Origin of the sequence: Shimia sp. NS0008-38b (assembly GCF_040370365.1) — a bacterium.
GTDB lineage: Bacteria > Pseudomonadota > Alphaproteobacteria > Rhodobacterales > Rhodobacteraceae > Shimia.
Map to the genome: position 1 here is coordinate 419,861 of NZ_BAABWQ010000002.1, position 12,204 is coordinate 432,064.

At 55.4% G+C, this 12,204-nt stretch carries 11 protein-coding genes; 4 read left to right on the forward strand and 7 right to left on the reverse strand.

Annotated elements, in window-relative coordinates:
• The first annotated feature begins 5 nt into the window (after window positions 1-5).
• Window positions 6-401 carry an EF-hand domain-containing protein gene (locus ABWV47_RS08110; RefSeq protein WP_353310564.1) on the forward strand — a complete coding sequence of 132 codons (396 nt, stop codon included), beginning with the start codon at window positions 6-8 and terminating at the stop codon, window positions 399-401.
• A 52-nt stretch (window positions 402-453) separates the two neighbouring features.
• On the opposite strand, the gene ABWV47_RS08115 is transcribed toward ABWV47_RS08110, so the two are convergent.
• Window positions 454-2,961: a GcvT family protein gene (locus ABWV47_RS08115; RefSeq protein ID WP_353310566.1), complete on the reverse strand. Its 2,508-nt coding sequence runs from the start codon at window positions 2,959-2,961 to the stop codon at window positions 454-456.
• Between the two features lie 181 nt (window positions 2,962-3,142).
• Here ABWV47_RS08115 and panC point away from each other — a divergent pair, with 181 nt between their 5' ends.
• The gene (panC, locus tag ABWV47_RS08120; RefSeq protein ID WP_353310568.1) at window positions 3,143-3,985 is read left to right on the forward strand and encodes a pantoate--beta-alanine ligase; all 843 of its coding nucleotides are present in this window, start codon (window positions 3,143-3,145) and stop codon (window positions 3,983-3,985) included.
• Window positions 3,982-4,791: a 3-methyl-2-oxobutanoate hydroxymethyltransferase gene (gene panB / locus ABWV47_RS08125; RefSeq protein WP_353310570.1), complete on the forward strand. Its 810-nt coding sequence runs from the start codon at window positions 3,982-3,984 to the stop codon at window positions 4,789-4,791. The genes panC and panB overlap by 4 nt, the downstream gene beginning before the upstream one ends.
• A 203-nt stretch (window positions 4,792-4,994) precedes the next feature.
• Here the strand turns inward: panB and ABWV47_RS08130 are convergent, their stop codons facing one another.
• The 5 genes from ABWV47_RS08130 to ABWV47_RS08150 form a co-directional block, all read right to left on the reverse strand.
• Window positions 4,995-5,573, reverse strand: coding sequence for a GNAT family N-acetyltransferase (locus ABWV47_RS08130; RefSeq protein ID WP_353310572.1), 579 nt, complete (start codon window positions 5,571-5,573; stop codon window positions 4,995-4,997).
• Window positions 5,574-5,855: 282 nt separating this feature from the next.
• The gene (locus ABWV47_RS08135) at window positions 5,856-7,253 is read right to left on the reverse strand and encodes an FAD-binding oxidoreductase (protein WP_353310574.1); all 1,398 of its coding nucleotides are present in this window, start codon (window positions 7,251-7,253) and stop codon (window positions 5,856-5,858) included.
• 65 nt (window positions 7,254-7,318) lie between these two features.
• A complete protein-coding gene (ggt, locus tag ABWV47_RS08140) occupies window positions 7,319-9,100 on the reverse strand; it encodes a gamma-glutamyltransferase (RefSeq protein WP_353310576.1) in 1,782 nt (593 codons plus the stop codon).
• Between the two features lie 56 nt (window positions 9,101-9,156).
• Window positions 9,157-9,708 carry an RNA 2',3'-cyclic phosphodiesterase gene (thpR, locus tag ABWV47_RS08145; RefSeq protein ID WP_353310578.1) on the reverse strand — a complete coding sequence of 184 codons (552 nt, stop codon included), beginning with the start codon at window positions 9,706-9,708 and terminating at the stop codon, window positions 9,157-9,159.
• A 5-nt stretch (window positions 9,709-9,713) separates the two neighbouring features.
• Window positions 9,714-10,700 carry a 2-hydroxyacid dehydrogenase gene (locus ABWV47_RS08150; RefSeq protein WP_353310580.1) on the reverse strand — a complete coding sequence of 329 codons (987 nt, stop codon included), beginning with the start codon at window positions 10,698-10,700 and terminating at the stop codon, window positions 9,714-9,716.
• A gap of 155 nt (window positions 10,701-10,855) precedes the next feature.
• Here ABWV47_RS08150 and ABWV47_RS08155 point away from each other — a divergent pair, with 155 nt between their 5' ends.
• Window positions 10,856-11,335: an SH3 domain-containing protein gene (locus ABWV47_RS08155; protein ID WP_353310582.1), complete on the forward strand. Its 480-nt coding sequence runs from the start codon at window positions 10,856-10,858 to the stop codon at window positions 11,333-11,335.
• 10 nt (window positions 11,336-11,345) lie between these two features.
• On the opposite strand, the gene rpe is transcribed toward ABWV47_RS08155, so the two are convergent.
• Window positions 11,346-12,035, reverse strand: coding sequence for a ribulose-phosphate 3-epimerase (gene rpe, locus ABWV47_RS08160; RefSeq protein WP_353310584.1), 690 nt, complete (start codon window positions 12,033-12,035; stop codon window positions 11,346-11,348).
• Window positions 12,036-12,204: the final 169 nt, after the last annotated feature.

Below are 12,204 nucleotides of genomic sequence, written 5' to 3' on the forward strand. Positions count from 1 at the left end.
GCAAAATGCGGAATGCTTTAATTTTACCAGCCTTGTTGACCCTCTCCACGCTTGCAGCGCCCGCCTTTGCCACTCAGGACTGGGATCTGGATGCGGACGGCACCATCACCTGGTCCGAAGTTGAAGACATGCGCAAACGCACGTTTGAAACGTTTGACACCGATCAGAACGGCGTACTGGATAGCGCTGAATACACAGCTTTTGACGCGGCCCGTTCTGAGGCCGCCGAAAAAAATCCGACGTCCCTATCTTTGCGCGCGGTAAGCGGCTTGGCGCGCGAAAACACCGACCTCAATCTCGATGGCCAAGTGACCCGCGCGGAACTGGAAACGGCACTGCGCACATGGTTTGATCGCATAGATACAGACGGTGACGGTGTGATCACCAAAGGCGAATACTAAACAAAAAAAGCCCCGCAATTTCGCGGGGCTTTTTTGTTGGATATCTTAAGGCCTAGCCGTCCTGCCGTATCGTTGCGTTCTTCGGATCATATGGGCTATCGCACGTCACCGTTGCGTCCCAAAGCGTGTCCAGCATCTTGACCTTTAGCTTGGTGCCTTCAACCGCCAGATCTGGGCGCACGTACCCCATACCAATGGACTGCTCAAACGCCACAGAATAGCCGCCGGAAGTCAAACGCCCAACACGCTCGCCCTCAGGGGTATAAAGCACTTCGCGGCCCCAAGGGTCGGCATCTTTCGGCCCATCAATCAACAGCGTGCAGCACTTAGACCGAATACCTTTGGCCTCCATAGCAGCCTTGCCGTGGAACTCTTTGGACAGGTCGATAAAGCGCGGCAGATCGGCCTCTGCTGGGGTCGCATCCCGGCCCAGCTCAGTGCCAAAGGCACGGTAGGATTTCTCCTGACGCAGCCAGTTCTGCGCCCGTGCGCCCACCAGCTTCATGTCAAACTCAACGCCCGCTTTGGTCAGCAAATCCCAAAGGTAGTTCTGCATTTCAATCGGGTGGTGCAGCTCCCAGCCAAGCTCGCCGGTATAAGCCACACGGATCGCATTCACCGGACACATACCCAGTTCGATCTGGCGCGCCGACAACCACGGGAACCGCTTGTTTGAGAGCGCGGTTTCCGGATCGGCGTCGCTGATAACTTTCTTCAGCACGTCGCGAGATTTTGGTCCGGCAATCGCAAAGACACCCCACTGTGTGGTGACGTCTTGGATTTCGATATAACCGAACTCCTCCATTTTGTCTTCCGCCGCTTTACGCAGATAGTCAGCGTCGTATTCTGTCCAAGCCCCTGCAGATACGAGATAATAATTGTTCTCGCCATTGCGCACGATGGTGTATTCGGTGCGCGTGGTACCCGCCGACGTGAGCGCATAGGTCAGGTTGATACGCCCCACCTTGGGCAGCTTGTTACAGGTGAACCAATCGAGGAACTGCGTCGCGCCGGGGCCTTTGACCACATGTTTGGTGAACGCTGTTGCGTCAACCAGGCCAACGCCGTTGCGGATCGCTTTGGCCTCTTCCACGGCATATTGCCACCAACCGCCGCGGCGGAAGCTGCGGCTCTCTTTGTCAAAGTTTTCTGACGCATCTACCGGCCCATAGTAGTTTGGGCGCTCCCAGCCATTGACCCAGCCAAACTGCGCGCCCAACGCCTTTTGGCGATCATAGGCAGGTGCCGTCCGCAAGGGGCGGCAGGCTGCACGTTCTTCGTCCGGGTGGTGGAGAATATAGACGTGTTCGTAGCACTCTTCGTTCTTACGCGCGCCAAACTCAGTGGTCATCCAATTGGAGGAATACCTTTTGGGATCAAGCGACGCCATATCGATCTCGGCTTCGCCGTCCACCATCATCTGCGCAAGATAATATCCCGTGCCACCCGCAGCCGTGATGCCAAATGAGAAACCCTCAGCCAACCACATGTTGCGCAAGCCCGGTGCCGGACCAACCAGCGGGTTGCCGTCAGGCGTGTAGCAAATTGGGCCGTTAAAATCGTCTTTCAGACCTGAATCCGCACAGGATGGCACACGGTCTGCCATCGCCATGTATTGATCCGCGATCCGATCCAGATCCAGCGGGAACAAATCGGCGCGAAAGCTGTCTGGCACACCATGTTCAAACCGCGCTGGTGCGCCGTGTTCATAGATGCCCAAAATCCAACCACCACGCTCTTCGCGCGCATAGGATTCATTATCTGCATCGCGCACCACTGGGTGCTCTGGGTTGCCTGCCTCGCGCCACTTAACCAGCTCTGGATCGCGGTCCATCACGATAAATGTGTGCTCAACCGGGATCGCTGGCATCTTGATACCCAGCATCTTTGCGGTGCGCTGTGCATGGTTGCCCGACGCGGTGACAACATGCTCTGCGGTGATCACTACCTGCTCATCAGATGCAATCAGGTTGCCGCCTTTTTCCACCATCTTAGTACAGGTCACTTCCCAATGGGTGCCCGTCCAGTGAAACGCATCCGCCTGTAACTTGCGCACAATGTCCACGCCCCGCTGACGCGCGCCTTTCGCCATGGCCTGTGTCACATCTGCCGGGTTAATGTAGCCATCTTCAGTGTGATAAATCGCACCTTTCAGATCGCCGGTCTCAATCAGGGGCCAGCGCTCTTTGATCTGATCCGGGGATAGCCATTCATACGCCACGCCGCAGGTTTCCGCGGTTGAGGCATAGAGCATATACTCATCCATGCGTTCTTGTGTCTGTGCCATGCGCAAATTGCCGACCACCGCGAAACCCGCGTTCAGACCGGTCTCTTCTTCCAGAGATTTGTAGAAATCGACGGAGTATTGGTGAATGTGTGTTGTCGCATAAGACATGTTAAACAGCGGCAGCAGACCGGCTGCGTGCCATGTGGATCCAGAGGTCAGCTCATCGCGTTCGATCAGCATCACATCGTCCCAACCGGCCTTGGCAAGATGGTACGCAATCGACGTCCCGACGGCACCGCCGCCAATGACCAACGCTTTGACATTTGTTTTCATGAGACAGGCGACTCCCCGCAGAAGAATGATGTTGCGCCAAACTGTATCGTATTGCGCATAAATCGCACGGCCCAGCCGACGCTTGATTGCGCGAATGCGACGCCACGTAGCCTCAAAAAGCCTTGCTGCGACGCGGCGGCCCCGCTACACCGCTCCGCACCGTAGGAGGAGACAGACCAGAATGCTGATCTGCCGCTCAGTTTCAGAGTGCCGAAAGGCGGTCGCTGACATGCGACATCAAGGCAAACGCGTGGGCATGGTGCCTACAATGGGCTTTTTGCACCATGGCCATATGAGCCTTATTGCCCTTGCACAAAGCCACTCTGACGCCGTGATCGTTTCCATCTTTGTCAATCCAACGCAATTTGGCGAAGCCGCCGACTTGGAGGCCTACCCGCGCGACGAAGACCGCGACTTAGCAATGCTGCGCGCCGCCGGTGTGTCAGTGGTTTTCATCCCGGATACCGACACCATGTATCCATCCGGTGACGAAACAATCGTGGAAACCACCCGCCTTGCCAATATGCTTCACGGCCAAATACGCCCCGGTCATTTTCGCGGCGTAAGCACGGTGGTTGCCCGGCTGTTTAACATCGTGCAGCCCGACATCGCGGTGTTTGGCGAAAAAGATTATCAGCAGCTTCAGGTGATCAAACGCATGGTGGCTGATTTGCACATTCCGGTCCACGTCATAGGGGCGCCGACAGTGCGCGAACATGACGGGCTCGCCATGTCCTCACGAAACGTACGCCTGTCCTCAGATGACCGAGCCGCAGCCTCGATCCTGTCGCGATCTTTGAACATCGCCGAAGCAGCCTTTCCCGATGTCACTGTGGGTGAGATACATCAAATCATTTCCAAGACGATCGCGTCCGAACCTCGAGCCGCGCTCAGAGGCTTGGACATTGTAGCGGCCGAAACTCTCGAGACTTTAGAGGGCCCAGTGTCAGGGCCCACCGCCATCATGATCTCCGTCGCCTTTGGCGACATTCTTCTGATTGACCAAAGGGTTATAGCACCATGAGCAAACAGACACCCATTCGGCGGACCACAGTCCCGCAAATCGCCTCACGCAAGCATGGTGACCCAATTGTGTCCCTTACAAGTTATCATGCACACACAGCCGCAATCGTGGACAAATACGCTGATTTTATTTTGGTTGGTGACAGCCTTGGCATGGTGATGCACGGCATGGAAAGCACTGTCGGGGTGCCACTTGATCTGATGATCATGCACGGCAAGGCTGTTGTGCGCGGCACCCAAAAAGCACTCATCGTAGTGGATATGCCCTTTGGCACCTATGAGGAAAGCCCCTCCGTGGCCTTCCGCAATGCCGCAAAAATTATGAAAGAGACCGGATGCGGCGCCGTGAAACTCGAAGGTGGTAAGCGCATGGCCGAAACCATCCGCTTTCTAACAGAGCGCGGCATTCCCGTTATGGCCCACATAGGCCTGACACCCCAGTCAAGTCATGTGATGGGCGGATTCAAAACCCAAGGTCGCGATGAAAACACCTGGGCAATCCACGAAGAAGACGCCGCAGCTGTGTCAGAAGCCGGTGCCTTCGCCATTGTGCTGGAGGGCATGGTCGAACCACTTGCCGCCAAAATCACCAAGCAAGTTGCAATCCCAACAATCGGTATCGGTGCATCCGCAGAATGCGACGGACAGATCCTCGTGCTTGAGGACATGCTGGGCCTGAACGAGTGGACGCCCAAATTTGTGAAAGTCTACGGCGATCTTGGCCCCGCCATCGAGCGCGCGGTCAGCGAATACGCCGAAGACGTCAAATCCCGCAACTTCCCCGGTGAGGATGAAGTGTATCGGTAAGGGCAGGTGCAACACTATTGGAGGGCTCGGTAGGTTCCCTTTAGAAATTGTCGACCAAGAGCTGCTTTGCGGCCATAGCTGACGCTGGTGCAAAATCCGTATAATGACTGCTCACAGCCCAAAGTTGTCATTCGGGTCATTTGCGGCGAATGTAGAAAGGAGACCGGAGTCACGGAGGCTGCACAGCGCGTTGAAGGAAGAAGCTACCTCATCCCAGACGATCGACCGTTGGCGTTTTGGCTTCTCTCACGCCACCGTTGCGCATCCATAGCATAGCAAACGTGGTTTACCCATCTGTCATAGAGCCATTCAGCCCTTTGAGATATGCCTTCTGGCACCAGGCCAAGTCTCTCGCAAACCTTACGACTGCGGATATTTCCTTCGGCGACCGGTATCCAAACTTTTTCAAGGCTCAGCTTGTCAAAGGCGTAGCTGATGAAAAAGGATGTGCATTGAGAAATTATGCCGTTCCCCTGACAATCTTCTGACAGCCAATACCCAATAACAACTGATTGTTCTTGCTTGTTAATCTCGTGAAAACCGCACATCCCAACAAGATTGTCTTTCCAGTAAACCCCACATGCAAAACCCAAATCGGCATTTTCCTGGCGATGGATGCTTTCGATAAACTTCCGAGAATCATCTGGCGAACAGTTTCTGTCGAGCCAAGGCAACCAACTCCGCAAAAAATCACGGTTGGCATCAACAACCTGAAACAAGTCCTCAGAGTCTGACCGCTGGAGGAATTTCAAAAACAAATCGGGCGCGATATCGAATTTCATTCTGCGGACATATGGCTCCTAACCGGCCACGTAAAGGCATTCAAAGACTGGAAAACAACGACAGGGTTGTCCGCATCCCGTCCGTTCAACGATGCTTGCTGGCTGCTCCTGCGGCGAAGGTCTGCTCCATCCGTTGCTCGTTCAGTATGGGACCGCCGCCCGGCTGGCAGTTTCCAAGACTTTGCAAATGTCACTATCTCCGCACGGCCGCCGCTCGTGCCCGGTGCAGCATCGGTGACTCTGGACTCATAGCTGCCATTCGCCACCGCGAGACCGCTCCCCTCACATAATCTTGCCCGGGTTCATAATTCCTTGCGGGTCAATTGCTACTTTCACAGCCGCCATGACATCCACTGCCCCGCCCAACTCTTTTCGCAGATATGGTTTCTTGCCCTGCCCAATGCCATGTTCACCAGTACAAGTTCCGCCCATTGAGATCGCCAGATCGTTCAACCAGCTGACAAATCTGCTCGCCCGCTCGACTTCACCGGCATCGTCCATATCCACCAATGGCATCGCGTGGAAATTTCCATCTCCGACATGCCCAACAATCGGTGCCAGCAAATTCAGTTCCGCAGCTTTCTGGGTCGCAGCACAAACACATTCGGCCAGTCTCGAAATAGGCACGCAGACATCGGTCGACACACCTTTCGTCCCTGGCCGCAGCTGCAGAGATGCCCAGTACATGTCGTGACGCGCCTGCCAAAGCTTGGCACGATCTTCCGCGCGCGCGGTCCATTCAAACCCGCTCCCACCGACCTCCTCGGCAATATGCCCAAACAACTCCGCCTGCTCTGCGACGCCGGTTTCAGATCCGTGGAACTCCAACAACAATAACGGGGTTTCTGGCAGCGACAGCTTAGAATAGGCGTTTGCTGCTTTCACACTCACTGCGTCCAACAACTCTATTCGAGCCACGGGAATACCGTACTGAATGGTCGCCATCACCGCCTCGCATGCGGCATCAACTGTTTCAAACGAACACCGTGCTGACGACATCGCTTCGGGAATCCCCTGCAACTTGAGCGTGATCTCAGTGATGATCCCCAACGTGCCTTCTGCACCAATCATCAATCGGGTCAAATCATATCCCGCGCTGGACTTCTTGGCGCGACTGGCGGTGCGGATTACCTCGCCGGAAGGCAATACAACCTCCAAAGCAAGCACATTGTCCTTCATCGTGCCATATCGAACGGCATTGGTTCCGCTGGCACGTGTCGAAGCCATCCCGCCAAGAGACGCGTTGGCGCCAGGATCAATCGGGAAAAACAGACCCTTATCCCGTAAATGCAGATTCAACTGTTCCCGCGTTACGCCCGGCTGAACCACGCAATCGAGATCTTGATCATGTACCGCCAAGATTGTGTTCATGCCAGTCATGTCGATACAAACGCCGCCTGCAGGCGCATTCACGTGGCCCTCTAAGGACGTACCTGTACCATAGGCAATCACCGGCACATCGTGTGTGGCACACACGTTTACAATCTCAGACACATCCTGTGTTGATGTCGCAAACACCACCGCATCGGGGGCTTGGGTAGGTAACCACGTCGTGGTGTGGCCATGCTGTTCACGCATTGACTGACCTGTGTGAAAGGCTTCGCCAAATTGCTGTTTCAAGACCCCAAGTGCCGCTGCAATCCCATCCTCATTGCGCGGCAAATCCACTGCTTCGGCCATGCGTTTCCTCCTCAAGTGGCGTGTTGATGTGGGTTACGCGGCGTCTATCTTTAGGTCAATAGTTGCTATTCGCCAAAGGCGAGCCCTTCCCGGCGATTGTCAGCCCCACCTTGCAACTTTGCACCCACGGCAATTGCATGGAGTCCGGAGTTCAAATCCCGTACGTTCACTTTGTAGCCTAACGCGGTCAAGGGCTCCTCAAATGCAACGGCTTCGGTCTCACTTTCCACATCATAAGTGCCAAATCGGTTCACCAAATGCGGCAGGTCAATTGCGGTCTGCACATCCATGCCCCAATCCAAATGCGCAATGATGGTCTTAGCAACGTATCCAATGATCCGGCTCCCGCCCGGGCTGCCAACCACCAAAACTGGCGCGCCATCCTTCAATACAATTGTCGGCGCCATCGAGGAACGTGGCCGTTTGCCAGGCTCAACCCGATTGGCCACAGGCACCCCCTCCTTATGCGAACGGAACGAAAAATCCGTGAGCTCATTGTTGAGCAAAAAGCCCCGCGCCATCACGCGACTGCCAAACCCATTTTCGATAGTCGTCGTCATCGACAATGCATTGCCATAGCTGTCAACTATCGAGATGTGAGACGTCGAAGGCTGCGCGAAACTCTCCCCATCCGCCCAGTTCAGCGCATGATCAAACTCCGGTGTTCCCGGTGCAACTTGTTCAAGCGCGGATTCACCTTCTAGCAACCTTGCCCGCTCAGACAGATAGTCTGCGGCCAACAACCCCTCAGCCGGAACCGGCACAAAATCACTGTCCGCCATATAGCGTCCACGATCCGCAAACGCGAGGCGCGACGCATCCCCGATGAGCCGCCAAGCCTCGACGCTGTCAGCTCCCATTTCCGCGATGTCATAAGGTGCAACGAGCCCCAATATCTGTCCCACGGTCAAACCGCCCGACGACGGCGGCCCCATACCACAGATGTCATGATCTCGATATTGCGCGCACATGGCCGGGCGCTCTTTCACTTGATAGAGCGCCAAATCCACTGCACTCAGCACACCAGGATTATCCGCTGAACGAACTGTCGCCACGATATCCGTGGCGATCTCGCCAGTGTAAAACGGAGCGGCACCCTGCTCAGCAAAAAGCCGCAAACTTTCTGCGTACTCCACGTTCGACAAAATTGTGCCTTCCGCCAGCGGCGCGCCATCTGGCAAGAAGTAGGCTGCTGTTACCGGATGGCTGGACAAACGCTCCGCATCCCGCGCAACAGCCTCCGCCATACGCGGCGACACCGCAAACCCGTCTTCCGCCAACGCAATCGCGGTGTCCATCAATCCCGGCCACTGGCTTCGCCCCCAACGCCGATGTGCTTCCTCAAGCAACATCGGCGTACCCGGAACACCAACAGAGCGCCCACCAACCACTGCATCAAAGAATTTCAACGGTTCGCCATCGTCACTTTGGAAAAGTTTCGGCGTCGCAGCCAATGGTGCTGTTTCTCGGCCATCCAGCGTGGTCACCGCTTGACGCGCAGCATCATACCAAACAAGAAAAGCACCACCACCAAGGCCTGAGCTTTGTGGCTCCACCAATCCAAGCACTGTCTGCACAGCCACCATGGCATCTGCCGCCGTACCACCTGCGCGCAATACATCTGCCCCGGCCTCCACTGCCAAAGGATTGGCCGCTGCGACCATCCACTGTTCTGCTTGGGTGGGGTTACCAGCCGTTTTGGCCTCATGTGCAGATCTCAAAGTGTCGGAAACTTGTCCACCCAACCGTGTCTGCACTTCGGGTGCCACGCTGTCCGCGGCCTCCTGCGCCATTGCGCCAACCGCTGCCAAACAGGCTGCAGATGCATAAGTAACAAAAAACTTCATTGCTCACTCCTGAAATCAATACCAGAGACTCAACCTTTTGGTGTTTTCAACTTAGGTCAGTGCGCGAGCATGTCCAGCAAAGGATAGTCGCTCAGGACATCATATACCGCACCTTCCGAAGTCAACGCCGATCGAAACAGTGCAAATTCGGACACCGCAATGGGCCACATCTCAAAATGAGCGCCACGCGAAATCGCACCTTGGATTTTATCTGGCGCATGTTGCGCATCGCGAAAACGGCACAGAGTCACATGTGGACGAAACCGGCGCTTCTCAGTCTTGATCCCAACCCGCAGAGCACCTCTTACGACACGCGCCTGCAAGTCCATCAAGACAGGATCTGGGGACACCAGAAGACCCAAAGATCGACTTTTGGCAGAACCAAAAATATCGATACCTTTCAAGATCATTTCAAAACTTGGAAGACGGATCAGCTCCAGCTCTTCATGCAGCATCTCTAGCTGCTCTACGGGCTGATCATCTAAAAACGCCAAAGTGACGTGCAAATTTGCAGCTGGCACGGCACGGCCCACGGACAACCGGTCCTGAACGTCCAACAATTGATCAGCTTCAGATCCAATAAGTGGGATGCCAACGAACGCCCGCATCGGGGCTACAGCATTGCTGGCACAACCAAATCCGGCGGACGGTGGCCATCATCAAAGGTTTTGATGTTGATGAGCACCTTCTCACCCATCTCGATACGTCCCTCTACGGTCGCCGACCCCATATGCGGCATCAACACCACGTTTGGCACGCCGATCAGGTCGGGGTGCACCTCGTGACCATGCTCAAACACATCAAGACCAGCTCCGGCCAAATCACCATTCTTTAACGCGCGCACAACCGCGTTTTCGTCAATCACTTCCCCGCGAGAGGTGTTAATTATCACAGCAGAAGGTTTCATCAGTTTCAAACGACGTGCATTTAACAAATGGAAGGTCGACGGCGTGTGCGGGCAGTTCACGGAAAGAACATCCATCCGCGCCAGCATTTGATCGAGACTTTCCCAATAGGTCGCCTCAAACTGCTCTTCAATCTCAGGACGCAGACGGCGGCGATTGTGGTAATGTATTTGCATACCGCAGGCCCGCGCGCGCCGTGCGACCGCTGTACCGATGCGCCCCATCCCCAGAATGCCAAGCCGCTTGCCACTTACGCGCCCACCCAGCATAGCGGTCGGCGCCCAACCGTCCCATTCACCTAACTGCATGCGTTGCACGCCTTCACTCACCCGCCGGGTCACGCCCAATATCAGCGCCAACGCCATGTCGGCAGTGTCATCAGCAGACACGCCAGGCGTGTTGGACACCAATACGCCGCGCTGGCGTGCAGAAGCCACATCAATGTGGTCCACGCCAGCACCATAGTTGGCGATTAGCTTTAACCGCTCTCCGGCTTGCGCAATCATGTTGGCATCAATCTTGTCGCTCAGCGTAGGCACCAAAACATCTGCCTCTTTCATGGCCTCAGCCAACTGTTCGCGTGTCATCGGGCTGTCGTCATCGCGCAGCTGCACATCAAACAATTCTGACAGTCGTGTCTCAACCGCTTCAGGTAAGCGTCGCGTAACGACAACACTCAGACGTTGCTTTGGCATGCGGGGCCTCCCAGTGCTTTTCAAATCAGCGCGTTGCTGCCACACTGCCTCACAGGTCGACGGGGCACAAGAACCCGCGAGCACCTTCAGAGCAGAAAACATCAGGCAAAATGTTCACCTTGGGTCGAAATTCTCTTGTGAGCTTGGTTGCAGCAATGCTGTTGACCCTCACCTATTCCGTAGCGGCAGAACCCGTGATCGAGGTCAAACGCGGCCCCGTCACCAACTTGCCTTTGCCCCGTTATGTGTCTTTGAAAGCCAGCAAGGCCAATGTGCGCCGCGGTCCCTCCCGCACACACCGCATCGATTGGGTCTTCACCCGGAAATCCATGCCCTTACAGATCACAGCCGAATACGGGCATTGGAGACGGGTACGCGACATAGATGGTGCCGGGGGGTGGGTGCACTACTCTTTGTTGTCAGGCGTCAGAACTGTGATCATACAAACGGACATGTTGCCTTTGGCGATGCGTCCTGGCGAGGCGACGTCCGTCTCCGCCCATCTAGAGCTCGGCGTTATTGCCAAACTCGAGGAATGCAACCCGGACTGGTGCAGGTTGAATGCAGGAGGGTACAAAGGTTGGGTGCAAAAAACCAACCTTTGGGGCGTGTCAGCCGAAGAGATCCGCGACTGACACCAATGCCTTACAGCGCGGCTTCTGCTGCAGCGCGGATGGCTTTCATGTTGCGGCCATAAACGTCAGGCATCTGGACGGAACCACCTTTGAACACGGCCGACCCCGCCACCAGAACATCCGCACCCGCAGCCGCCACCAACGGTGCGGTTTTTGGCGTGACGCCACCATCAATTTGAATGTGGATGTCTCGATCCCCAATCATTTCACGGCATCGACGCGTTTTTTCCACGCCAGAATGGATAAATTTCTGCCCGCCAAAACCGGGGTTCACCGTCATAATCAAAACCATATCCAGCAAGTCCATGACATGCTCAATGCTTTCCAGCGGTGTGCCAGGATTCAGGCTGACGCCCGCTTTGACACCTTGAGCCTTGATCGACTGCAAGGTCCGGTGAATATGCGGTCCAGCCTCCACATGCGCCGTGATCATGTCCGCGCCGGCCTCGGCATAGGCCTCAATGTAGGGGTCAACAGGCGCAATCATCAAATGCACATCCATAAAGGTCTTCACATGCGGCCTAAATGCCTTCACGGCGGGTGGACCGAATGTCAGGTTGGGCACAAAGTGCCCGTCCATCACATCCACGTGCACCCAATCTGCGCCTTGATCTTCAATCGCGCGGATTTCCTGACCGAAATTGGCAAAATCTGCGGACAAAATGGAGGGGGCAATCTTAATACTGCGATCAAAGCTCATGTTTGGCTCCTAGCCGGCTACGCCGGTGTCTGATTTGAAGCGGTTGGCAAGCCGCAAAACGTCAACGCATGACGATTCGAAAGTTTGGGCAAAATGCCCCCCAGCCCCCCAAAACACAATCAAACAAGCATCAGCCCACTGAACTTTCAGTTGTGCTTATTTTTTTAGC